The sequence below is a fragment of the Micromonospora sp. MH99 genome (genome assembly GCF_021442385.1).
Taxonomy (GTDB): Bacteria; Actinomycetota; Actinomycetes; order Mycobacteriales; family Micromonosporaceae; genus Micromonospora.
The window spans coordinates 57,400-80,864 of record NZ_MUZA01000020.1 but is presented as its reverse complement, the minus strand read 5'-3'; the positions used below and the strand labels follow the sequence as shown (position 1 = coordinate 80,864).

Here is a 23,465-nt window from a genome sequence, read left to right as displayed (position 1 = left end):
GATCGGAGTGCCCCGATCCGGCCGCGGCGGCCTAGCCTCGAACGGTGAGCCCTTCGCCCCGGCTGCGAGCCGTCAGCGACCTGCACATCAGCTACGCGGAGAACCGCGCGTTCGTCCAGGAGCTCCGGCCGGACCACCCCGGCGACTGGCTGCTCGTCGCCGGCGACGTGGCCGAGCGGTTCGCCGACATCGAGTGGGCTCTCGGCCTGCTGAGCAACCGCTTCGCCCGGGTGGTCTGGGCGCCGGGCAACCACGAGCTGTGGACGCCACCCGGCGACCCGGAGCACCTGCGCGGCGAGACCCGCTACCGCGAGCTGGTCGAGCTGTGCCGGCGCCTGGGAGTCGTCACCCCGCAGGACCCGTACCCCGTCTGGGACGGCGAGGGCGGGCCCGCCACGATCGCCCCGCTCTTCGTGCTCTACGACTACACGTTCCGGGTGCCCCAGGCCAGCACGAAACAGGAGTCGCTGGACCTGGCGCACGCGGCCGGCGTGGTCTGCACGGACGAGGCGCTGCTGCACCCCGACCCGTACCCGAGCCGGGAGGCGTGGTGCGACGCCCGCATCACCGAGACCGAACGCCGGCTGGCCGAGCGCGACCCGGCGCTGCCGACCGTGCTGGTCAACCACTACCCGCTGGTGCGCGAACCCACCGACGTCCTGTGGTTCCCCGAGTTCGCCCAGTGGTGCGGCACCGTCCGCACCCGCGACTGGCACCTGCGCTTCGGCGCGTCCACGATGGTCTACGGGCACCTGCACATCCCCCGCACCACGTTCTACGACGGCGTCCGGTTCGAGGAGGTCTCGCTGGGCTACCCGCGCGAGTGGCGGCGACGCGGCCCGGTCCCGGACCCGGTGCGCACCATCAACCCCGCCGAGGACAGGCGCCGGCGCGAGTCCGTCAGCGGGTGAGGCCGACCACCGACGCCAGCCGCGCCACGCCGGCCGGCGCCGGCTGCGCCCGGGCGACATCGGCGATGAGAGTACGCGCCAACGGCCGCCACCGAACCTCAAGTTCAACACCCCTCTGAGCTGAGCGCAGCGACTACGGTGACCGGATGCCGATCAGTCGACGCCGAATCCTCCAGTTGGTGGCCGCCGGCGGCGGCGTCACCGCGCTCGGCGCGGCCGGCATCGCCCTGGTCGACGCCGAGGTGCTGCCCGGCCGGTCGGTGCTCGACCACGCGCTGGGCCGCTGCGACGCCGCATCGCCGACCGCGCCGCAGGGCACACCCCAACCGCCGGTCACCGGCAGCTTCCGCTCGGCGGCACGCCGCCGGGAGGTGGCCTTCGCCATCTCCTACCCACCCGGGTACGCCCCGGGCGCGCGGCTGCCCGTCTGCCTGGCCCTGCACGGGTACGCGGCCGACGCCCGATCCGCCGTCACCGCCGCCCGGTATCCGGAGTTCCTGGCCGGCGCGCTCGCGGCAGGGGTGCCCCCGTTCGCGCTGGCCGCACCGGACGGCGGCGACGGCTACTGGCATCCGCACGCCACCGACGACCCGCTCGGCATGCTCGTCGACGAGTTCCTGCCGCTGTTGGCCGGGCGCGGCCTGCGTACCGACCGGGTCGCGGTGGCCGGCTGGTCGATGGGCGGATACGGCGCGCTGCTCGCCGCGCTGACCCATCCGGACCGGTTCCGGGCGGTGGTTGCCACATCACCGGCGGTCTTCCGCTCGTACGCCGACGCGGAGCGGGTCAACGCCGGCGCGTTCGGCGGCCCCGACGAGTGGGCCCGGTACGACGTGACGGCCCGCGCCGCGCAGTTCGCCGGCCTGCCGGTGCGGATCGCGATCGGCGCGGCCGACCCGTTCGCGGGCGCGGTCGAGACACTGCGGGACCGGCTGCCCGACCCGGGGGTGGTGACCATCGGGGTGGGCTGCCACGACGGCGACTACTGGGCGTCCGTCGCCCCGGCGCAGGTGCGGGCGATCGGCGCCTCGCTGGCCGGCTGACCCGTAGCACCATCCGCCAGCCCTCGGGGCGATGTGTACGGTGCATCGGTGCATGAGCCATCCGTGCTGGACGGTCTGACGGAGATGACCGGCGTGCAGATGCTGTGGTTCGCCGACTACTACGACGGACCGTTGGATGGTCTCGCGCTCCTCGACGGCAGGGAGTACTGGTTCATCGCCGTTGCGGACGAGCGCGGCTGTCCCGTTGATCAGGATCGGCGCTGCTACGTGCTCCATGCGATCTCCGAGGAGCAGGCGCAGGCGGAGTGGGCGGAGCACCGCGATTTTGTGGCAGTGGTGGGTGGGCCTGGGTGCGTACACACGCCCGCTTGTGCCCATGGTCCGGTTGACGCCGACGCGGCTGCTGCCTGGCACCGCGATCATCCTTGGGAGCTGCGGCCGGACCATGCCAGCGCGCCAGCGATCGGGTGGTTCCGCGGGTACTGAGCTGACTAGTCCGGGTAGGAGTCCCGGATGACCAGCTCTCGGGTTTCGATGATGCCGGGCCAGTGCCGGGAGACCGGGTCGGTGCCCCGGCGCAGCCAGAGGGTCGTGCCGTCGGTGGCCGTCGCGGTCTCGATGACGTGCTCGGCGTCCGCCTCGATGCGGCCGGTCTCGACCGGGCCCATGCCCAGCCTCTCCGCCTCGGTGCGCAGGTCGGCGCGGGCGAGGTAGAGCAGGGCCGCACGGCCCGGGTCCACGCTGACGGCGGCCGGCTCGACGCGGGCCAGCCACGGCCCCAGCGCCTGCGCGCTCCCGGCGATCGTGTCCGCCGGAACGGTGACGAAGAGCCGGGCGACAACCTCGGCCTCGGTCGGCCCGATGTCCAGGGTGCGGTCGGGAGTGAGGCCGGAGCCGTGGGTCGCGCCCTCCCAGCCCAGATCCTGGTCGGCCCGATCGATCACCAGGTGGGTGGCGGGCGGCCCGGACGGGGGTACGTCGGTCTCGGCGTACCGGACGTTCCGCGCGTAGCTGAAGTCCTGATCGCGCCAGCCGAAGCGGTGCAACAGCCGCTGCGCCAGGGCGTGCATGGCGCGTTCCTCGTTCCCGGCGACCCGGTAGCCCGACAGCAGCAGGTCCGCGCGGTCGACGTCGACGTCGATCCCGTCGGCGCCGATCTCGTCGGCGAGCGGAGCGTAACGGCGCAGAGTGTCGGCGGCGGTCGCGGTTCCGCGTTCCAGCCTGAGCATCGCCTTCATCCTGAACGGCGGCTTGTTCTTCGCCACTCGCTTCACCACCAATCCGTGCCAGGCACGCGAGGCACCGTAACCAGCGGCTACCGAGTGAACAACCGATTTGGACCAGGCAGGCTGGGCGCCCGCGCCGACATCACGGTCGGTCAGTCGATGCCCTCGACGATGCGGAAGTCGCGCTCGACGGCGTCGGAGAGGGCGACAAGCGCCTCCTGGTAGGCCGCACTCTCGTGCGCCGCGACGGCCTGCGCGAAGCTGTCGAACTCGATCACGATGGTGCGCTCGGCGATTCCGGCGTCATGCGCCACGACCCGACCGCCACGGACGAGGACCCGACCGCCCCCGGCCGCGACGGCCGGAGCGGCCAGCGCGTTGTAGGCAGCCAGCTTCTCCGGGTCTGAGATGGTGCGGTAGGCGCTGACCCAGTAGCCCTTGGGCATGGAACCTCCAGTGTGGGGATGAGTGCGTCTGGCTTACGGGATGGTCTCGGACGAGCGTCGGCGGGCGAGAGCGAGGCTCGTCAGCGTCGTGATCGCCATGGCACCGATGCCGACCAGCGCCGCCGTGGTGTAGGCGCTGTCGTCGGGGAAGCGGTGGCCGGGGCCGGTGCCCGCAGCGAGGATCAGGCCGCCGATGGCGCTGCCCAGGGAGTACCCGACGCTGCGGACGACGTAGTTGAAGCTCATGGCGCTCGACGTCTCGCTCTTGGGGGTGACGGCCAGGATGACGCCGGGCATCGCGGCCGAGAAGCCGCCGACGCCGAAGCCGAGCACGCCCATCGCCACGAACAGTTCGGTCAGATCCGACCGGGCCGCCGCGAACAGGGCGAACCCGCCGCCGACCACGACGGCGCTGCCGGCCAGGAGCAGGGGGTCGGCGATCAGCGTCCGGACCCGCGGCGTGAGCTTGCCGGCGACGAACCCCAGCACCGAGAACGGAATGAGGACCAGCCCGGCGACGAAGGTCGTCAGCCCGAAGCCGTAGCCGGCGCCGTGCGGCGTCTGCGCGTACCGGGTGATGAGCGTGAGCAGGAGGTACATGCCGATCCCGCCGACGAACATGGCGAGGTTCGCCCCGGCGACCGCCGGGTGCCGCACCGCCCGCACATCGACCAGAGGCGTCGTGCTGCGCAGCTCGATGACGGCCCAGACGCAGAGCAGCACCACCACGACGACGGCGAGACCCGCCGCCACGGCGAGGTGCCGGCTCCACAGATTGCGTTCGCCGGCGAGGAACAGCACCAGGAGCAACGCAGCGGCCAGGACGACAGCGCCTGTCACGTCGACGTGGGCGGAGCGGCCTTCGGGGGCTTCGGGCATAGAGCGCCACGCGGTCAGGAGGGCGGCGGCGGTGACGACCAGGCCGAGGCCGTAGGCGGCCCGTACCCCGCCGAGCTCGGCGAGCAGTGCGGCCAGCGGGTAGCCGACGCCGGCCCCGATGATCGAGACCACCGAGATCAGGGCGATCACGGCCGCGCCGCGCTCCTCGGGGAGGTGGTCCCGGGCCACGCCCATCATCAGCGCCGTCAGCCCGAGCCCGACGCCCTGGGCCGCCCTGCCGACCAGCAGCCACGCGAACGGCAACGGCAGCACGGTGAGCGCGCTGCCCGCGACGACGACAGCCAGCGTGGCGAGGATGGTGGCCCGCCGGTGCGGGCCGGCTCCGAGCCGGCCCAGGACCGGTGTGGCGACGGCGCCGCTGAGCAGCGCGATGGTCAGCGTCCACTGCGCGCTGCCGAGCGAGACGTGGAACGAGGTCGCCACGCTGGTGATGAGCGGCGTCCCGAGGCTGGCGACCGCCGCCACGACCAGAGCGATGAACACCAGGGCGGGGACCAGGAGCGGCGTTTCGGAACGTGCCACCGGGACCGCCTGCACCGCGCCCCCGCCGACGGGCTGCCCGGTCACCGCCTCGACCCTTCACGGTCCTGGCTTTCGAGCTCTGCCAGATGCTTCAGCGCCGGAAGGGCTGCCACCAGCGCCTCGACCTCGTCGCCGGTCAGCTCGCCGATCAACCGCTCGAACGCGTGGACGCCCGCCTGGCGGCGCGTCCGGACATAGGAGGCGCCGGCCTCGGTGAGGCACACCAGCGTGACCCGCTTGTCGGACGGGTCGCTGCGCCGCTCGACGAGGCCGGACTCCTCCATCACCCGGACCAGGGTGGTCATCGCGGGCTGGGTGACGCCCTCGACCGCGGCCAGATCGGTGATGCGCCGCGGGCCGGTCCGGTCCAGGGTGGCCAGGGTGGCGGCGGACGTCAGGCTCATGTCCCGGGGCAGGCGCCTCGCAGCCCTGGTGGCCAGGGCGTAGAGGGCTACCCCGATGGCGGCGGACGCGCCAGCAGTGGTGTCGTGATGACTCACACTCGAAGCATAGCAACTTTATATTCAGTCTTTATGGAGATGCCGTGTCAGTCGTCGGTGAACGGGGCGCCGGTCGACCGCACCGCCCACCGTGCTCACGCCACCGTGCTTGACACTCGACCTCAAGTAGCTGACCGAAGCCCACCGCCTGCACGAACAGGTCCTACAACTGCGCCGTCGCGTGCTAGGCAAGGAACACCCCCACACGGTCGACTCGAAGCAGCGAGTCGCCGAGTTCGCAGCCCGGCTCGACACGCATCAGTCGGAGGGGCCGGACCGCGAGCCGTAGCCCAGGCATCCCGATCTTCTCGTTGGGGCAGTCGTCGCGAGGAACGGCCGCCGGTCGGCGTCCGGTCAGCTGGCGTACACCTCCAGTGCCGCCAGTTGCCCGCCGGCCAGCCGGTGTTACCGCTCACGGTGACGTGTATGTAACGGGTCTACGCCGCGCTGAAGGTGAGCGACACCTGATTACCCGTCGACGGGTCGAAGGTGCGCTCCGCCGCCCCGACAAGCGTGCCGAAGCTGCTCCCATCGGTGCTGCCCGCGACGGCGATGGTCTGCGTCCGACTCCCCCAGGCCGACGACGGCGGCAGCTTCAGCACCACCCGCCCGACCGTGCGCGTCGCGCCCAGGTCGACCTGCACCCACTGGGGGAAGGCATTGGACCGCCGGGCTGGCAGCATGGGTGGATGAGGTCGAGGCTGCGCACGCTCCACGTCGACGGCCGGGAGTTCACCTGGAAGGCCGACATCCGGGCCGCACCTGGCTCTGACGGCCGTCTTCACCGCTGCATAAGGCTCCGCGTATGGGGTGCGGGAAAAACCGGTCGCGCCCTACAGGCCGATGTGACCGAGCGGCCCACCGACGCCTCTGCCGGTCGGTACGTCGAGACCGACGTGCACGGCAGCGGAGAGGCGTACCCCTACCCGACAGCCGCGGACGTACGCGTTCTGGTCCGTTACGGCCTGCGCGCTGGATGGACGCCGCAGGCGTTGGGTGGGACGTTCACAATCGCCCCGCCGACCGAACTTGAGCTACCGCGATTCGCCGTCACCGAGCCTGTCTGAAGCGTTGAACTGCACCGCGAGGGCACCCGGTCGTCGTGACAAGTGGTGGGGTTCTGACGTGTTCAGAGGGGCTCGAAGAATCGAGTGGACCAGGTCGCATCATTCGTCGGGCCGAACACCCAGCCATTGGGCCCGTCGTACGGCGCGGCGAGGATGTGCTCTGGAACGAGGAGGTAGTCGAGTCCGCTGAGTGCCTCCTCGATCCGTGCGCGGTCGTCCGGGTGCAGGTGAGATGTGTGGGCCCACGGAGCGGAAGATCCGCACGCGGCAAGGCCACCAAAATTGCTGACGCTCACACTCAGAGCCAGTGGGATTCGGGTACGTTTCGTGCGGCTGCGACTGACCTCGGCGGGAATCCAGATGCTGCCGAAACATGCGGAGTCCTGGGCCAGCCCCACGTCGCATCGGCAACCGTAGGCCTCGCTCAATCGCTCCGCGAGCCGGTCGAACCGACCCTGGGTCGCCGCGCGGTCGAAGTGCCGTGGCATCTCCAGACCATCGCCTGCGCCTGGCTCCACCCGAGCGTTCGATGCCGCCAGCACCGACTGCGGCACTACGCCCTCGACCATGACCCGCATGAGCGATTCCGGGCTGAGGCCGTGCTCCACCGGCGCGACCGGCTCGTCCAGCTCCCGGAGCAGCGACCACCATTCCGCATCGGACATTGTCACGCGAGGCACCGTAGCCAGCGGGCGACAGAGCCGACAACCCGATTTGAGCCGGGTCGGCAGGGCACCTAGCATCGTGGCCAGTCCGGGCGGCGGATCGATGCAGTTAAGGATCCCCCTACCAGCCGCGCTTCGGAGCTTGGCGGGAGTGTGCGAATGAGCCTGGATATCGCGGTGTGGATACCCGACGACGACTCCTACGCCGGTCGGCAGGTTGTGGAGGATCCGCCGGGCACCAGCACGGCGGTGGGAGCTGAAGCCTTCCGTCATTCACTGTGGGGTTCCGCGGTGACTCGTCAGCTGGGCGCGACGTTCCTGCCACAACTCGCCGACGTCACGGTCGAGAATCGGGGTAACCTCCAGGTCTTCCCCGGTCAGCTCGATGCCTTCGACCAGGAGTGCGTCCGCTTGGCGGAGAACGTCGAGCTGCTGGCCGCCACGACCGGATACGACGCGGAACGCATCCTCGGCTACCTGACCAATGTGCGGGATGCCGTGCAGCGCGCCAGGGCGGTGCAGGGCGGCATCATCATCTGGTAGTCGGCGTACGGGTGGAGGGGCGGCCGCCGGTCGGCGTCCGGCGGCCGCCCCACGTCCGGTCAGCTGGCGTACACCTCCAGTGCCGCCAGTTGCCCGGCCGGCCAGCCGGTGTTCCCGGTCACCGTGATCCGCACGTAACGGCTCTGCGCAGCACTGAACGTCAGCGACACCTGGTTACCCGTCGACGGGTCGAAGGTCCGCGCCGCCGACCCGACCAGCGTCCCGAAGCTGCTCCCGTCGGTACTGCCGGTGACGGCGATGGTCTGCGTCCGACTCCCCCAGGCCGACGACGGCGGCAGCTTCAGCACCACCCGCCCGACCGTGCGTGTCGCGCCCAGGTCGACCTGCACCCACTGGGGGAAGGCGTTGTTGGCGCTCTCCCAGTAGCTGTTCGCGTCGCCGTCGACCACGTTGCCCGAGCCGTAGCTCTGGACGTGGCTGCTCTCGCTGGTGGACCGCCCTCGGGCCAGGTCGGCGTTGGCCGGGGCGTCGGTGGTCACCGTGACTCCGTTCGAGGCCGCCGAGGTGTTGCCGGCGGCGTCGCGGGCGACGACCGTGAAGGTGTACGAGGTGGACGCGCTGAGCCCACTCACGGTCGCGCTGGTGCCCGCGACCGTGGCGACGACCGTGCCGCCCTGGCGTACCTGGTAGCCGGTGACGCCCTTGTCGTCGGTCGACGCCGTCCAGCCCAGGGAGACGCTGCTCGACGTCTTGGCGGTCACGGTGAGACCACTCGGGGCGGTCGGCGGGTTGTCCGTGGTGGCGCTGGATCCGTACACCTCGACCTTGGCGAGCTGGCCCGCCGGCCAGCCGGTGTTGCCGGCGATGCTCAGCCGGACGTAGCGGGCCGTGGTGGTCGTCAGCGTGCGGGTGACGGTGTTGCCGGTCGCCGGGTCGAAGGCGAACGCCGAGGCCCCGGCGATGGTCGAGAAGGAGCTGCCGTCGACGCTGCCCTGCACGGTGATGGTCTGGGTCCGCGCACCCCAGCCGGCGGGGAGCCGCACCACGAGCCGGCTGACCTGCTGGCTGGCACCCAGGTCGACCTGCCACCAGTGCGGGAACGAGCCGCCGCCGCTCTCCCAGTAGCTGCCGGCGTCGAAGTCCAACGCGTTCGCGGCGACGAAGGAGCCGTTCTGGCTGCTGGCCGAGGTGGATCGGCCGGCTGCGAGGTCGCCGCTGGTCGGGGGCGGGGTGCCGACCGTCGGCGGCGTGGGCCGCGTCGCGGTGAGCGCGAGCTGCCCCTTGAGCATCCGGCCGCCGTCGCCGGTGATGCGCAGGTAGTAGTCCGACGAGCAGGCGACCCCGTCCTCGTCCAGGGCGCGGATGTTCGCGCCGGCCGGAGTGGTGGCCTGGGTCTCGGACGTCTTGGCGATCTGGTTGCCCTCGTTGTACTCGTCGAACATGGACACGTAGAGGCCCTGCGAGCCGAGCCGGACCATGTTGTAGATGTGCCGCCAGTAGAAGTCCCCGTGCTTGCGGTGCCCACCGGCCAGGTCACCGGGCATCACGCAGGGCAGGTAGTCGATGCCGCGCGCCGCGCAGTCGGCCATGTCACCGACGTTGACGTTGTTGTAGTACGAGTCGAGCTCCTCCACCGTCCTGGCCCGGTAGACCATCCACGGGGAGATCGCGTGGAACGCGTGGTAGACGTCGAGGAAGCCGGCGCGGGAGTCCTCGATGCCCTGCCGCCACCAGGTGGGCACGCCGCCGATGACGTAGCAGCCCTGCGCTTTGAACCAGTTGATGACCTCCAGGCACGGCCCGGGGGTGAAGGGCCGGCTGGGTTCGCTGAAGCCGAAGCCCCAGATGCAGACGACCGGCTTGCCGTTCTGGCGGGCGTACGCGCTGGACGACGTGTGCGCGGACATCTTCGTCGTCCAGTCGGTCTTGATGTCCGTCTGCATGGTCAGCCAGTCGGTGACGTCGTACATGATGTAGAACTTGCGGCCGTAGCGCTCGGCCGCCGAGCGGACCTTCTGCGTCATGGCGTCGCGCGTCGGCCCCTCGTCGCCGGTCGGGTTGAACCGTTGCAGCGCCGCGGTGTCGCAGCCGTACTCCTGCATCCAGCGGAAGTGGGTGTCCACGGTCTGCTGGTCGTAGGAGGAGAAGAGGGTGGCCGGCGAGCCGTTGCCGAGGTTGGGGTACGCGGTGGGATAGCTGCGCGTGTACTCGCGCATGTCCGGCCAGGACACGATCGTGGTGTTGGACGGCGACGGCGGCTGGAAGCGGTCGCGGCTCCAGTGCCACCAGCCGCCGATGGGCGCGGAGTCGCCGGGGGCGCTGAACCAGCCCTGGTAGCCGACCGTCACCTTGCCCACCACGTCCCCGACCGGGCTGGCGGCCTGGGCCGGGCTGGCGAGGAATTTCGTGGTGGAGGCGGCGGCGAGGGCGGAGCCCGCCAACACGGACGTGACGAACCTGCGGCGGGAGACCGCCATGGGGACCACTCCTTCGGGACGGAAGGCATTGACGGCCATCGTGGCAGCAGTGGATGCCGTCCCGCAAGAGTGCGACTGATCGATGAAAATGTAAGTCAGGGGATCGGAAGGAACCGAGCGTCACGGTCGGACACACGCGGAGGGCCGGCGCCGCACACCGGCGCCGGCCCTTTCGGTGGTACGCCCGGAAGCGTTACGACGCCGGGTACTGCACGATGTAGACCGGCACGCCGACCTTCGTCGTGTCGGCCGCGTCGCCGACGCCGTTGACCACGTGGTCGATGGTGCCCGCGCTGAGGTTGACGGTCATGATGTGGTGCAGCCGCACACCCGGCCGGTTCGGCACCTCGAAGCCGTTCTCGGTGTGGATCGACGGGTTGTTCTGGTTGAAGACGTACACCCCGCCGCCGTAGAGGTCGTGGTGGCGCACCCGGTCGCCGACCTTGTAGCCGGCGTAGCCCTCGACCGGGCCGTTCATCCAGTCAGCCTGCGTCGGCGGGTCGTACGGCAGCTCGTTCTGGTAGAGGATCGTGGTGCCGTGCTCGCCGTTCCAGACGGTGTTGTAACGCTGGAAGTGCTCGACGAACAGGCCGGTGGCCGTCACGTGGTCGCCGTTGATGACAGCGCCGTAGCGGCCGGTGTTGGTGCGCCAGCGGTCGGTGTCGCCGTTGACGCCCTCGGTGAAGCCCTCGACGCCGTGGTCGCCGCGCCACACCCAGGTGTGGTCGATGAGCACGTTGTCGCTGTTGACCTCCAGCGCCGTGTTGGTCCGGCCGATGTGCGGGCCGCCGACGCGGAAGTACACGTCCGACAGCGTGGTCGGGTTGGCCGGGCTGCTGGCGTCGCGGCCGTGCTGGCGGCCCACCCGCAGCAGGACCGGTGACTCGACGGTGCCGGCGTCGATCGTGACGCCGGCGACGATCACGCCGGGCACGTTCGCGACGTCCAGCGGGACGGCGCCGTTGACCGCGGTGAGGGTGGCGTGGCCGATGCCGAGCACCACCGTGTTGGCCCGGCGGATCTCGATGCTGCGGGCGATGTCGTACACGCCGGGGGTGAGCAGCAGGTGCTTGCCGCGCGCGAGTTGACTGTTGATCACCTGCACCGGGTCGGACGGCTTGGCGATGAAGAAGTCGTCGATCCCGATGGTCCGCCCGGGGGTCAGGCCGTCGGCCCAGGAGACGCCCCGGCTGTCGCGCTGCGCCGACGGCACCCGCACGTTGTAGCGGCCCTTGCCGTCGACGAACAGGTACGGCTTCTCCCGGCTCACCGGCGTGGTGTCCAGGGTGGTGTACGGCGGGTCCGGGAACGTGGCGTCGTCAGGTGCGCCCTCGACGCCCGCGAAGACCTGGTTCCACACCGCGTTGGACCACCCGGCGACCTCGCTGTTGCGGGTGAGCCACTGCTGCTGGGAGCCGTTGGTGGTGGCCGGCAGCCGCGAGTCGGCGATGAAGCCGCCGCTGGCGAACTGCGGGCCGGCCGTGCAGTAGTCCATCAGGGACAGCCCGCCGCCGGTGATGTTCAGCCGGCGCATCGAGACCGCCTGGGACACCGCCCAGAAGTTCGCCGTCGACCGGCAGCCGTCCTGGCCGGCGGCGTTGACGGTGAGCGAGAGGTTGGACAGAGTGCGCCAGAAGTTGACAAGCGCGAGGCAGTTGCCGGTGCCGCCGTCGGCCAGGCAGCGGTTGTAGACCTCGATCTTGCCGTTGACGGCGACGTCGGTGGGCGACGCGCCGAGGCCGGCGACCTCGGTGTAGTAGCCGACCTTGGCCTGCAACGGCTGTTCGGCAGTGCCGTACGCGCCCGGCTTGAACAGGTAGGCGTGCCGCTCGGTGCCCATCTCGTTGTCGACCTGGCGGGCGTGCGCGGCGTCGAGGGTCTGCTGGATCTCGCCGACCGGCATGGTCGGGTCGAAGATCGTCACGTTCGGCCCGAAGTCGGGTGCGCCGTGCGTCGGGCGGCCGGCGGTGGCGGCGGTGCCGGTCGTCGTGAGGGCGGTGGTGACCAGAAGGGCGAGCAGGAACGTACGTCGGGACGGGGTTGTCATGTGGTTCGTCCTCTCCGCGACCGGGTGGTACTCCCGGCGCAGCTGGGGCGTGAGAGCGCTCTCCGGTGTTTCTACCCGGTCCGGCGGCCCCACGCCATGACCTCAGGGCGGCGAACTTCGGACCGGGCCGGCGAGAATGGACGGTGGCTCTCAACCCGAGGAGGCGACGATCGTGGGTGGCACGTTGGCCGACGTCCTGGACGCGGCAGCACGCGGGCACTTCCCACCGCCGGACGGCGGGACCACCATCGTGCCGCAGCACAGCCCCCGGGACGCCGGAGTCATCGCGTTCACCGCCCACTCCGTCGTGTTCACCGACGAGGACCCCGACTGGGTCCGCCGCACCCTGGCCGCCCTCGACTGCGACTCGCTGGCGGCCACGATGAATCCGCGCTTTCTGGGTGCGCTGCTCGAGCGCACCGGACGGTCGACGGACACCATCGACCTGCTGACCGTCGCCGCCCCGCTCGCCGGAGCGCCCCCGCTGGCGCTGCGCGAGCTGACCGACACCGATCACCCCCGCGAGGCCAGGGCGCGCAGGCGTCGTGACGACGTCCGCGTCTGGGCCGCCGAGGGCGGCGTGGTCGTCCTCGGCCGTGGCGTGGCGGGTCGCTGGGAGGCGGCGATCGAGGTCGACGAGGACGTTCGCCACCGGGGCCTGGGCCGGGCGCTGGCGACGGCAGCCCGGCACCTGGTGCCCGACGGCCAGCCGGTCTGGGCGCAGCAGGCCGCCGGCAACGCACGCAGCGTGCGTGCCTTCCAGGCGGCCGGCTTCCGACCGGTGGGCGCCGAAGCGCTGCTTCTCGAGAAGTAGCCACTCCGGCGCTGGTGTCACACGTCGCTCAGAAACTCGTCGGTCATCGGGGCTAGCCAGCCTGATGTCACGGCAGCAGCTAGTGGATGACACCTGCCCATCGCGCCCTTTGCTCTGCTTCAACCCGCGCAACACCGGGACACCCAAACTGTTGCGTGGGTTGAAGCAGAGCAAAGGGGCGCGACCCGAACGTCCGCCGTCCTCCACTCTCCATCCCCAGATACCCCCCGCCAGAACTGGCTCCCCCGAAGAGCGATAGCCTCCCCGAACCGTCGATCATGGAGTTGTGGTGGTGCACGAGAGAGACATCCGCCGCCAGAATGGCCACCACAAGTCCATGATCGACCTTGTGGGGCGGGGTGCGGAGATGAGCGCGCTCTAGCGTTGCGAGCTGGCCTCGGTCAGGAACTCGTCGATCATCGGCGCCAGCCACTCGGCGCGCTGCGGGATCGTGGTGTGGGTGGTGCCCGGCAGGATGGCCAGCCGGCAGGCCGGCAGACCGGTCAGGTCGCCGGGCACCCCGCCCCCGAGCAGCCGGAACATCAGCACCGCGTGCTCGGGCTGGACGATGTCCGAGTCGGCCAGCACGATCAGGGCGGGCGCGGCCAGGGCCTTGATCTCCTCGGGCGTCCAGCGCGGCAGGTTCGCGTCCAGCACCTTCATCTTGGTGACCAGGTTGGCCCAGCCCGCCGGGTCCGGCGCGGTGCGCAGGTACTCCTCGTGGAACTCCGAGCCGTGCAGGTGCTCCGGCCGCAGATCCTGGATCCCGTCGAGCAGCCCGGGGTGCAGGCCGTCGTCCTCGAAGCTCACCGAGGCGAGGACCAGCCGCCCGACCCGCTCGGCGTGGTCGGTGCCCAGGCGCAGCGCCACCGCCGCGCCCATGCTCCAGCCGAACACGTCCGCCCGCTCGACACCTAGCCGGTCCAGCAGCTCGACCACGTCGGCGGCGAAGTGCTCCACCGTCAGCGGACGATCGACGTCCGGGGTGTGGCCGTGCGCCTGCAACTCCACGGCGATCACCCGCCGCGACTTCGCCAGCATCGGCAGGATCGTGCCGAACGAGGTGCCGATGCCCGAGAGCGCGCCGTGGATGAGCACCAGCGGCCGGCCCTCGTCACTGCCATGTGTCTCGTGATAGATCTCCATGCCCACACGGTGCGCCCGCCCGCTTACGGTCTGCTTCAGGTCGCCTTACCGGCGATAGGATGTCCGCCGTGCAGTTCGGGGTGCTCGGGCCGCTCGCCGTCACCACGGACGCCGGCGAGCCGGTGGTGGTGCCCGGCGCCAAGGTGCGCGCCCTCCTGGCCGACCTGTTGACCAACCGCAACCAGGTCGTCTCCGCCGACCGGCTCATCGACGACCTGTGGGGTGACGACTCCCCCGCCAACCCCGCCGGCGCCCTCCAGGTGCGGGTGTCGCAGCTGCGCAAGGCGCTCAACGACGCCGAGCCGGGCGCCCGCGACCTGGTCGAGTCCCGCGCTCCCGGCTACCTGCTGCGGGCCGACACGGTCGACGCCGACCGGTTCGCCGAGCTGGCCCGGCACACCGACGTCGACGTGTTGACCGAGGCCCTCGGGCTGTGGCGGGGCGAGGCGTACGCCGACGTGGCCGACGCCGAGTTCGTCCGCGCCGAGGCGACCCGACTCGCCGAGCAGCGCCTCGCCGTGCACGAGCGGCTCGCCGAGGCCCGGGTGGCCCGGGGTGAACACGACCTCGTCGCGGCCGACCTGGCGGAGCTGGTCGCCCGACACCCGCTGCGCGAGGGCCTGCGGGCCGTGCAACTGCGCGCGCTGTACGCCGCCGGCCGCCAGTCCGAGGCCCTGGACAGCTATGCCGACCTGCGGGACCGGCTCGCCGACGAGCTGGGCCTCGACCCCGGCCCCGAACTGGTAGCCCTGCACCGCAGGATCCTCGAACAGGACGCCGGCCTGAGCGCGCCGCCCAAGGCCGCGATCATCCGCAACAGCCTGCCGGCCCAGCTCGACGAGCTGGTCGGCCGGGCCGAGGCGCTGACCGAGCTGCGGGCCCTGCTGCCCGCGCAGCGCCTGGTCACGCTGATCGGGCCGGGCGGCGTCGGCAAGACCCGACTGGCCACCGAGAGCGCCCGCGCCCAGTCCCTTCCGGACGGCGTTCTGCTGGTCGAGCTGGCGCCGCTGCCGGCCGGGGACCCGGGCGTCGCCGAGCAGGTGCTCGGCGCGCTGGACGTGCGCGAGGCCGCCGGCACGAGCCTGTCGGCCACCGACCGACTCGTCGCGGCGCTGCGGTCGCGGCACCTGCTGCTGGTGCTGGACAACTGCGAACACGTCATCGAGCCGGTCGCCGCGCTGGTGGCCCGGCTGCTGCGCGACGCGCCCGGGGTGCGCGTGCTGGCCACCAGCCGGGAGCCGCTCGGCCTGACCGGGGAGCTGCTCTGGGAGGTACCCCCGCTGTCGTTGCCCTCGGACAGCGACCCGGACGCGGTCCGGCGCTCGGCGGCGGCCCGGCTGTTCGCCGCCCGCGCCGCCGCCCAGCACCGCGGCTTTCGTCTCGACGAGCACACCGCGGCGGCGGTCGCGCAGCTCTGCCGTCGCCTGGACGGCCTGCCGCTGGCGTTGGAGCTGGCCGCGACCCGCGTCCGCGCGCTCGGCCTGCGGGGTGTGGTGGACCGGCTCGACGACCGGTTCCGGCTGCTCACCACGCAGCAGCGCGACGTGCCGGCGCGACAGCGGACGCTGACCGCGGTGATCGGCTGGAGCTGGGACCTGCTCGACGACGGCGACCGCGCGGTGCTGGCCCGGCTCGCGGTGTTCGGCGACGGCTGCACCCCGGAGGCGGCCGAGGTCGTCTGCCGGACCGACCTCGACACACTGGCCCGCCTGGTGGACCGGTCGCTGGTGGTGCTGGACGACACCGGCGCCGGCCCCCGTTACCGGCTGCTCGAGTCGGTCGCCGCGTTCTGCCTGGACCACCTGGTCGACGCCGACGACACCCGGGCGCGGCACGCCGCGTACTACACCGACCTGGCTGAGCAGGCCGACCCGCAGCTGCGCGGCCCCGAGCAGCAGCGGTGGCTGGCGTTGCTCGACGCGGAGACGGTGAACCTGCGCGCGGCGCTGACGCACGGCGGCGGGTTGCGGCTGGCCGTCGCGCTGAGCTGGTACTGGTACCTGCGGGGCCGGCTCACCGAGGCGCGGCGGGCCCTCGCGACGCCGGGCGACCCGACGCAGGAGAGCCGCGCCGCAGCCTGGCGGACCGGTTTCGCGCTGTTGCAGGGCGAGCAGATCCCAGCGGCCGAGGTGCGCGCCGCCCTCGCCGGTGTCGCCGACGCCCGAGCCGTCTGGTTCGCCGCGAACGCGGTGCTCGAGCGCAGCGACCTGCCGCTGGCGTCGGAACTGCTGCCCACCGCCGCCACCGATCCGTGGACCGAGGCCGCGGTGCTCAGCTCCCGGGCCATGATCGCGCATGCCGGCGGTGACCTGGCCGCGTTGGAGAGCGCGGCGACGCGCAGCACCGCGCTGTTCGCCGAGGTTGACGACCGGTGGGGCCGCCTGCAGGCGAGCGACTGGGTAGGTGGGCTGGCCGAGATCCGCGGTGAGTACGAACGCGCGGCGGCCCTGCACCGGGAAGGGCTGCGCTGGGCCGAGGAGCTGGGGCTGTGGCCGCACGTGGGCGGCAAGCTGTCCTGGCTGGCCTGGCTCGCGGTGCAGACCCGCGACTACGCGCAGGCCCGGGAGCTGGCCGAGCGCGCGTACCAGCTGGCGGTGGAACAGGGCTCGCCGAGCGCGATCGTCTTCGCCGAGCTCGGCCTGGGCTTCGCCGCCCGCCGCGACGGCAAGCTCGACCTGGCCACCACCCACCTCACCCGCCTCGCCGAGAAGGGGCGCAGCGAGGCCCAGCCGGCGCTCTACCTGCCGATGGTCCTCGTCGAGCTGGGTTACGCCCTCGATCAGAGCGGCGACCCCGCCGCCGCGCTGGCCCTGCACCTCGAGGCGTTCGACGTCGCCGAGGCGATGGCCACCGCGCGCGATGCGCTCGGCCCGCTGGAAGGGATGGCGTCGGCGGTGCGTTCGCCCGAGGTCGCGGCCCGGCTGCTCGGCGCCGCGGCCGCCGCCCGGCAGGCCGCCGGCACTCCGGCCGCGCCCGCCGAGCGCGATGACACCGACCGGGTGACCGAACGGGTGCTCGCCGCGCTCGGCCGGGAACGGTTCGACGCGCTGGCCGCCGAGGGCGCGAAGCTGAGCCCGGGCGAGGCCCGGGCCCAGCTCTGAGCGCCGCTCAGCCGCTCAGCTCGCCGACTTCGGCCGGTACGAGGCGATGATCACGCCGCTCTTGTGCACCCGGGTGTCGATCAGCTCGAACGTCGCCTTCACGTCGGTGAGCGGGGTGCTCAGGCTGGCGCCGCCCTCCAGCACAGGGTGGATCCAGAACCGGACCTCGTCGACCAGGCCCGCCTTGACCAGCTGGGCGGTGACCGAGCCGTAGCCGTACTGGACGATGTCCTTGCCGTCCTGGGCCTTGAGCTTCGCGACCGCCTCGACCAGGTCCCCCTGGAGCACCTCCGTGTTGTTCCAGGTGGGGTTGGTGAGGGTGGTCGAGGCGACGTACTTCTTGACGTTGTTGAAGAACGCGGCGCCGGTGCTCGGGTCGCTCTCGTCCATCGTCGGCCAGGCCTGGGAGAAGCCGTCGTAGGTGGCCCGACCCATCAGCAGCGCGTCGGCGTCCTCGGTCTGCGAGCCGGCGAAGGCGGCGGCCTCCTCGTCGAAGTAGGGCGCGGTCCACATCGGGTTCTCGATGACGCCGTCGAGGGTGAGGTAGGTCGAGTTGATGAGCTTGCGCATCGGAATCTCCTGGGTGTGTGTCGTGTGCTCCGGTGACACCCAGAACTCTGCCGAGCCCCGCTTACGATTCGCTTCAGGTCCCCTTGCGAGGGGCCGAAAGCGGGGCCGGAAGCGGGGCCTTAAAGCGGGTCGGTCAGCGGGATCGGCAGCGCCTGCGGGGCCGCGGTGCCGCCGCCTGACGAGTGCGCCGGCGCGGGCCGGTCGCCGGTGCGGCTGTGCAGACGTCCGCGCCCAGCCGGCCCGGCGCGGCGGGTCACCTCGACGGTCACCATCCGCACCGGCGGTGGCGGCGCGGTGAAGCGGCCCACGCCCCAGCGCACCCAGATCGGGATCCGGCCGGCGTCGGCCTCGGCGGCGAGTTTCTGCACCGTACGCGCCCGGTCGGTGTGGTCGACCTCGATCACCACCGGTGGGCCGTCCGGTCGGGCGCACGCCACGTCGAGGACGGAGTGCCGCTGGTGCATGGGCGGCGGCAGCGGCATGACGCTCGGCGCGCGCCGGTAGACCCGCCAGCGGTGCTCCTGCCCCCACCGCGCCACCGCGTCGATGATCAGCGCGGTCACCTCGTCGGCGTCCAGGTCGACGAAGGTCACGTCGGTCAGCCACCGGCCCAGGTCGGCGGCCAGCCGCTCACCCTGCGCCGTGACGTCCACCGGCGCAGGATAACGCCTCAGCCGAGGGTGGCCGCCGTCACGGCGAGGTGCCGGGTGAGCCAGGCGGTGGTGGCCGTACGCGCCGCCTCGGCGTTGTCGCGGGCCAGGAAGTCGTGCCCCTCCCCGGTGAGCACGAGGTGCCCGTGCGGGACGTCCCGCGCGGCGAGGGCCTGCGCCACCTGGGCCGACTCGCCGGCCGGCACGTTGGTGTCGTTGGCGCCGTGGATGAGCAGCAGCGGCACGTCGAGCTGGTCGATCCGGGTCATCGGTGACAGGTCCCGCAGCAGGTCGGCGTCGCGCACCGGGTCGCCGTACTTGCTGACGGCGGCGGCGGCGATCCACGGCTCGGTGCCGGCGTAGAACGTGCGGAAATCGGAGATGCCGCACTCGGCCACACCCGCGGCGAACAGCCCCGGGAAGTTCACCAGCACCGCGAGGACCAGGTAGCCGCCGTAGGAGCGGCCCAGGCAGCCGAGCCGGCCCGGGATCGCGACACCGCTGTCGATCAGATGGTCGGCGCACGCCGCCACGTCGGCGATGGCCCCGTAGCGGCCGGCGAGATTGTCGGCGGCGACGAAGGTGCGGCCGAAGCCCGACGAGCCCCGCACGTTGGGCGCGAACACGGCGACGCCCTGCGCGACGAGGGCCTGGAACAGCGGGTTGTAGCCGGGACGCTCCTGCGCCTCCGGGCCACCGTGCAGGCTGATCGCCGTCGGCCAGGGACCCGGGCCGGGCGGGCGGTACAGCCAGCCGGACAGCGGCAACCCGTCGCGGGCGCGCAGGTCGACGAGCTGCGGGGCGACACCGCTGTCCCCCGTACGCGCGGCGCCGGTGTCCGGCCGCAGCGGGCGGGGCGTGCCGGTCACCGGATCGACCAGCCAGACCTCCCGCGGCTGCACCGGCCCCTGCGCGGTGACGCAGAGCAGGCCGCCGTCGGCGGCGAAGACCGCGCCGTCGAGCACCTCGCCCGGGGCGGCGACGGCCCGCTGCACGCCGCTGGCGAGATCCAGCAGACTCAGCTCGCCGCGCCCGCCGTAGGTGTTCCACGACAGCGCGGCGCGGCGCCGGTCGGCGCTGAGAGCGACGTGCTCCAGCTCGGCGTCCGGACGCGCCGCGAGCCGCGTCGGGGCCCGCTCCGGGCGCGCGAGGTCCACGCGCACCAGCGCGGCCAGCTCCGAGAACGCGTCGGTACGCGCCAGCACGCTCATCCCGTCGGGGCCGAACCAGCCCTGGTCGGTGCTGCCCCGGCCGGTGTCCGGCAGCAGTCGTACCCGGTCGCCGGTGGCCACGTCCAGCAGTTCCAGCCAGCGTGCGTTTCGCGGACCACATCGCAGCAGGGCGGACCCGCCGTCCGGGCTGACGTCCAGGAGGGTGAGCAGGTCGCCCTCGGCGAGCACCCGCCGGTGCCCGGTGTCGGCGTCGACAAGCACCGCGGCACCCCGCTCGGCGGTCTCGGTGACCGCCAGCAGCGCGCCGCCGGGCAGCCAACCGGTCAGGGCGGCGCTGCGGCGGCCGAACCCGGCGACCTGGCGGCGCTGCGTGCCGTCGGGGCTCAGCACCCACAGCTCGGTGCGGGGGGCGCCGCCGGGCGCGACGACGCACGCCAGCCATCGCCCGTCCGGGGACCAGCTCACCGCCAGGACCGGTTCGTCGCCGCTGGGCAGCGCGACGGCCTCGGCCGCGTCGACGTCGCGGACCCAGACGGCCGGGGTTCCCGCCCGGTCGGACAGGTACGCCACCCGTCGGCCGTCCGGCGACGGCGCGGGCGCGAAGTCCTCGCCGGGAGGCGGGGTCACCGCCGCCGGGCGCCGCACGGGGCGGACCCGGCGCGGCACCTCCATCCGTACGCTCATCTAAACCCCGATCCGCTGCAACCAGAGCTCCAGCAGCCCGAGCTGCCAGAGCGCGTTGGAGCCCAGCGTGGTCCGCCGGGCGTTCGGCGCCTCCAGCAACTCCTCCAGGTAGTCCTTGCGGAACAGGCCGCGCTCGCGCGCCGGTCGTGCGGTCAGCGCGTCCCGGACGTCGTCGAGCAGCGGGCCGGACAGGTGCCGGATCGCGGGCACCGGGAAGTAGCCCTTCGGCCGGTCGATCACCTCGTCGGGCACGATGCCCCGGCTCGCGGCCTTCAGCACGCCCTTGCCGCCCTGGGCGAGCTTGAGCGCCGGTGGGCAGGCGGCGGCCAGCTCGACGACCTCGTGGTCGAGGAACGGCACCCGGGCCTCCAGCCCCCACGCCATCGTCATGTTGTCGACCCGCTTGACCGGGTCGTCGACGAGCATCACCAGGCTGTCCTGGCGCAGCGCCGCGTCGAGCGCGGTGTCCGCGCCCGGCGTGCCGAAGTGGGCGGTGACGAACTCCAGGCTCGCGTCGTGGTCGAGCATCCACTCCGGCGCCAGGTGCCCGGCGAGCGCGTCGTGGCGACGATCGAAGAACACCCGGGCGTACGCCTCGACGGCGTCCGCGCGGGCCGCGTTGGCCATCGGCGGGTACCAGTCGTAGCCGGCGAAGATCTCGTCGGCGCCCTGCCCGGACTGCACCACTGTGATGCGCTGCGAGACCTCCTCGGAGAGCAGGTGGAACGCCACGCAGTCGTGGCTGACCATCGGCTCGCTCATCGCCGCGATGGCCTCGTGCACGGCCGGAACGAACCGGGCCGCGCCGATGCGGATCTGGTGGTGGTCGGTGTCGTACTCGCGGGCCACCAGGTCGGAGTAGTGGAACTCGTCGCCGCTCTCCCCCGCCGCCGCCTCGAAGCCGATGCTGAAGGTGGCGAGGCCGGTCTGGCCCTGCTCGGCGAGCAGGGCGACGATCAGGCTGGAGTCCAGGCCGCCGGAGAGCAGCACACCGACCGGCACGTCGGCGACCATCCGCCGGCGTACGGCGGTGCGCAGCGCCGCCATGATCCGTTCCTGCCACTCCCCGGCGGACATGACCGGGGCGGCGGCGCGGGTGAACTCCGGCCGCCAGTAGACGGTGTCGGTGCTGCGGCCGTCGCCGGTGATCACCCGCACGGTGGCCGGGGGCAGCTTGCGGACGCCGGCCAGGATGGTGCGCGGTGGTGGCACCACCGAGTGGAAGCTCATGTAGTGGTGCAGCGCCACCGGGTCGAGGTCGGTGTCCACGTCACCGGCGGCGAGCAGCGCCGGCAGGGTCGAGGCGAAGCGGATCCGGCCGGGCGTCTCGGCCAGGTAGAGGGGCTTGATGCCGAGCCGGTCGCGGGCCAGCACCAGCGTGTTCGTGGCCATGTCGACAAGGGCGAACGCGAACATCCCGTAGAACCGCTCGACGCAGGCCGTCCCCCACCTGTGGTACGCCTTGAGGATCACCTCCGTGTCCGAGGTGGACCGGAAGGAGTAGCCGGCGGTGGTCAGCTCGTCGCGCAGCTCCCGGTAGTTGTAGATACACCCGTTGAAGACAAGGGCGAGGCCCAGCTCGGGATCGACCATCGGCTGGGCGCCGGCGTCGGACAGGTCGATGATGCGCAGCCGGCGGTGCACCAGCGCCGCCGGGCCGTGCTGCCACCGTCCCTCACCGTCCGGGCCGCGGGAGGACAGGACGGGGAGCATCCGTTCCAGCGCCGCCAGATCCGGTGGCGCCCCGTCGAGGCGGAATTCGCCTCCGATACCGCACATGGCACACACCTCTCATCGGCTCGGTCCGCTCGGGCCGCTGACCGGTCCAGGCTTGGCGGACCGGGTTGCGTCCCGATGTCATCTTCATCAAGCGTGAGTTACGCCGGGGGCTGATCGGTTCCGCCGAGCAGCCAGGTGTCCTTCGACCCTCCGCCCCGGGAGGAGTTGACGATCATGCTGCCGGCTGGCGCGACCCGGGTCAGCGCCACCGGGGCCACCTCGGCCGTCTCGCCGAGGAACACGAAGGCCCGCAGGTCGACGTGGCGCGGCGCGAGGGCCGTGCCGTCGAAGACCGGGTGGGTGGTGAGAGCGACCACCTCCTGGGCGATCCACCGGTGCGGCGCGGCGAGGATCTGCTCCCGGACGGCGTCCAGCTCCTCGGCCTCGGCGCGAGGGCCGATCACCACGCGGTCGCCGCCGTAGCCGTCGACCGGCTTGAGCACCAGCTCGTCGAGCCGGCCCAGCACCTCGGCCCGCTGCTCGGGCAGCCCGCACAGGTACGTCGGCACGTCGCCGAGCAGCGCCTTCTCCCCCAGGTAGTACTCGATGAGCCGGGGCACGTACGCGTACAACGCCTTGTCGTCGCCGACGCCGTTGCCCAGCGCGTTGGCCAGCGTGAGCCGCCCGGCGTGCACTGCCGCCAGCAGCGGCCAGCCCAGCGGCACGCCGTCGGCGCCCGGGGCGTGCAGCAACGCGTCCTCGTCCATCCGCAGGTAGAGCACGTCGACCTGGCTGCGGCGGCCCTCGGAGACCAGGTGGACGCGGCCGTCGGACACCAGCAGGTCGCCGCTCTCGGCCAGCGGCACGCCCATCTCGTCGGCGAGCAGCCGGTGCTCGAACCAGGCCGGGTCGCCCGGGCCGCTGCTGAGCACCACCACCGCGGGGTCGTCGGCGGCGGCGGGGGCGGCGGCGAGCAGCGCCCGGCGCAGCATCGCGGGTGTCTCGTCGGCGGGCAGCAGGTCGTCGGGCACCGGCAGCTCGGGCAGCACCGCACGGGTGAGCCGCCGGTTCTGCACGGCGTAGCCGATGCCCGAGGGCACCCGGAGGTTGTCCTCCAGCACGTACCAGCCGCCGTCCGGGTCACGGACGAGATCGGTTCCGGACACCTGGGCCCGCGCGCCGCGCCGGCTCATCAGCGCGCCGGTCGGACGCAGACCCGGCGAGGACTCCACCACCCAGGCCGGGACGATCCCGTCGGCGACCACCGCCCGGTCGGCGTACACGTCGCGCAGGAACGCGTCCAGCGCGCGGGCGCGCTGCACCAGGCCGGCGCGCAGCGC

Annotated in this window: 22 protein-coding genes; 8 read left to right on the top strand and 14 right to left on the bottom strand. The window is 72.4% G+C overall.

Annotated features, from left to right (window positions below):
• Nucleotides 1–44: 44 nt before the first annotated feature.
• The 3 genes from B0E54_RS13620 to B0E54_RS13610 all read left to right on the top strand — a co-directional run bounded on the left by B0E54_RS13620 (nt 45) and on the right by B0E54_RS13610 (nt 2,401).
• Nucleotides 45–911, top strand: a complete 867-nt coding sequence (locus B0E54_RS13620; RefSeq protein ID WP_234583782.1) for a metallophosphoesterase — start codon at nt 45–47, stop codon at nt 909–911.
• A 146-nt stretch (nt 912–1,057) separates the two neighbouring features.
• Nucleotides 1,058–1,954, top strand: a complete 897-nt coding sequence (locus B0E54_RS13615) for an alpha/beta hydrolase family protein (protein WP_234583781.1) — start codon at nt 1,058–1,060, stop codon at nt 1,952–1,954.
• Between the two features lie 48 nt (nt 1,955–2,002).
• Nucleotides 2,003–2,401: a hypothetical protein gene (locus B0E54_RS13610; protein WP_234583780.1), complete on the top strand. Its 399-nt coding sequence runs from the start codon at nt 2,003–2,005 to the stop codon at nt 2,399–2,401.
• Between the two features lie 5 nt (nt 2,402–2,406).
• Here the strand turns inward: B0E54_RS13610 and B0E54_RS13605 are convergent, their stop codons facing one another.
• From B0E54_RS13605 to B0E54_RS13590, 4 genes are all read right to left on the bottom strand, one after another.
• Complete coding sequence (locus B0E54_RS13605) at nt 2,407–3,180, bottom strand: hypothetical protein (protein ID WP_234583804.1); 774 nt, start codon at nt 3,178–3,180, stop codon at nt 2,407–2,409.
• Between the two features lie 113 nt (nt 3,181–3,293).
• Entirely contained in the window at nt 3,294–3,587 is a 294-nt protein-coding gene (locus tag B0E54_RS13600; protein WP_234583779.1) for a DUF1330 domain-containing protein, read from the bottom strand.
• 33 nt (nt 3,588–3,620) lie between these two features.
• Complete coding sequence (locus B0E54_RS13595) at nt 3,621–5,054, bottom strand: MFS transporter (protein ID WP_234583778.1); 1,434 nt, start codon at nt 5,052–5,054, stop codon at nt 3,621–3,623.
• On the bottom strand, nt 5,051–5,509 hold the full coding sequence (locus B0E54_RS13590) for a MarR family transcriptional regulator (protein ID WP_234583777.1): 459 nt from the start codon (nt 5,507–5,509) through the stop codon (nt 5,051–5,053). The genes B0E54_RS13595 and B0E54_RS13590 overlap by 4 nt, the downstream gene beginning before the upstream one ends.
• Nucleotides 5,510–5,639: 130 nt before the next feature.
• On the opposite strand from B0E54_RS13590, the gene B0E54_RS32915 reads away from it, so the two are divergent.
• Nucleotides 5,640–5,798, top strand: a complete 159-nt coding sequence (locus B0E54_RS32915) for a tetratricopeptide repeat protein (protein ID WP_374109268.1) — start codon at nt 5,640–5,642, stop codon at nt 5,796–5,798.
• 148 nt (nt 5,799–5,946) lie between these two features.
• On the opposite strand, the gene B0E54_RS13585 is transcribed toward B0E54_RS32915, so the two are convergent.
• A complete protein-coding gene (locus tag B0E54_RS13585; RefSeq protein ID WP_308195358.1) occupies nt 5,947–6,192 on the bottom strand; it encodes a discoidin domain-containing protein in 246 nt (81 codons plus the stop codon).
• 6 nt (nt 6,193–6,198) lie between these two features.
• Here B0E54_RS13585 and B0E54_RS13580 point away from each other — a divergent pair, with 6 nt between their 5' ends.
• Complete coding sequence (locus B0E54_RS13580) at nt 6,199–6,576, top strand: integrase (protein WP_234583776.1); 378 nt, start codon at nt 6,199–6,201, stop codon at nt 6,574–6,576.
• Between the two features lie 62 nt (nt 6,577–6,638).
• Here B0E54_RS13580 and B0E54_RS13575 read toward each other — a convergent pair whose 3' ends face one another.
• Nucleotides 6,639–7,247 carry a hypothetical protein gene (locus B0E54_RS13575; protein ID WP_234583774.1) on the bottom strand — a complete coding sequence of 203 codons (609 nt, stop codon included), beginning with the start codon at nt 7,245–7,247 and terminating at the stop codon, nt 6,639–6,641.
• 153 nt (nt 7,248–7,400) lie between these two features.
• On the opposite strand from B0E54_RS13575, the gene B0E54_RS13570 reads away from it, so the two are divergent.
• Nucleotides 7,401–7,784 (top strand): hypothetical protein, encoded by a 384-nt coding sequence (locus B0E54_RS13570; protein ID WP_234583772.1) that lies wholly within the window; start codon nt 7,401–7,403, stop codon nt 7,782–7,784.
• Between the two features lie 59 nt (nt 7,785–7,843).
• Here B0E54_RS13570 and B0E54_RS13565 read toward each other — a convergent pair whose 3' ends face one another.
• Together B0E54_RS13565 and B0E54_RS13560 are read right to left on the bottom strand one after the other, a co-directional pair.
• Complete coding sequence (locus tag B0E54_RS13565) at nt 7,844–10,222, bottom strand: discoidin domain-containing protein (RefSeq protein ID WP_234583771.1); 2,379 nt, start codon at nt 10,220–10,222, stop codon at nt 7,844–7,846.
• A 193-nt stretch (nt 10,223–10,415) separates the two neighbouring features.
• On the bottom strand, nt 10,416–12,269 hold the full coding sequence (locus tag B0E54_RS13560) for an adenylyl cyclase (RefSeq protein ID WP_234583770.1): 1,854 nt from the start codon (nt 12,267–12,269) through the stop codon (nt 10,416–10,418).
• Between the two features lie 172 nt (nt 12,270–12,441).
• Between B0E54_RS13560 and B0E54_RS13555 the strand changes: the two genes are divergently transcribed.
• Nucleotides 12,442–13,083, top strand: a complete 642-nt coding sequence (locus B0E54_RS13555) for a GNAT family N-acetyltransferase (RefSeq protein WP_234583769.1) — start codon at nt 12,442–12,444, stop codon at nt 13,081–13,083.
• 378 nt (nt 13,084–13,461) lie between these two features.
• On the opposite strand, the gene B0E54_RS13550 is transcribed toward B0E54_RS13555, so the two are convergent.
• Nucleotides 13,462–14,229, bottom strand: coding sequence for an alpha/beta fold hydrolase (locus tag B0E54_RS13550; RefSeq protein WP_234583768.1), 768 nt, complete (start codon nt 14,227–14,229; stop codon nt 13,462–13,464).
• A gap of 59 nt (nt 14,230–14,288) precedes the next feature.
• Between B0E54_RS13550 and B0E54_RS13545 the strand changes: the two genes are divergently transcribed.
• Complete coding sequence (locus B0E54_RS13545) at nt 14,289–17,330, top strand: BTAD domain-containing putative transcriptional regulator (RefSeq protein WP_234583767.1); 3,042 nt, start codon at nt 14,289–14,291, stop codon at nt 17,328–17,330.
• A gap of 15 nt (nt 17,331–17,345) precedes the next feature.
• Here B0E54_RS13545 and B0E54_RS13540 read toward each other — a convergent pair whose 3' ends face one another.
• From B0E54_RS13540 to B0E54_RS13520, 5 genes are all read right to left on the bottom strand, one after another.
• On the bottom strand, nt 17,346–17,900 hold the full coding sequence (locus B0E54_RS13540) for a dihydrofolate reductase family protein (RefSeq protein ID WP_234583766.1): 555 nt from the start codon (nt 17,898–17,900) through the stop codon (nt 17,346–17,348).
• Between the two features lie 119 nt (nt 17,901–18,019).
• Nucleotides 18,020–18,553, bottom strand: coding sequence for a hypothetical protein (locus B0E54_RS13535; RefSeq protein ID WP_234583765.1), 534 nt, complete (start codon nt 18,551–18,553; stop codon nt 18,020–18,022).
• 17 nt (nt 18,554–18,570) lie between these two features.
• A complete protein-coding gene (locus B0E54_RS13530) occupies nt 18,571–20,406 on the bottom strand; it encodes a prolyl oligopeptidase family serine peptidase (protein WP_234583763.1) in 1,836 nt (611 codons plus the stop codon).
• Entirely contained in the window at nt 20,407–22,185 is a 1,779-nt protein-coding gene (locus B0E54_RS13525) for an N-acetylglutaminylglutamine amidotransferase (protein WP_234583762.1), read from the bottom strand.
• A gap of 98 nt (nt 22,186–22,283) precedes the next feature.
• Nucleotides 22,284–23,447 (bottom strand): circularly permuted type 2 ATP-grasp protein, encoded by a 1,164-nt coding sequence (locus tag B0E54_RS13520; RefSeq protein ID WP_234583803.1) that lies wholly within the window; start codon nt 23,445–23,447, stop codon nt 22,284–22,286.
• Nucleotides 23,448–23,465 lie beyond the last annotated feature (18 nt).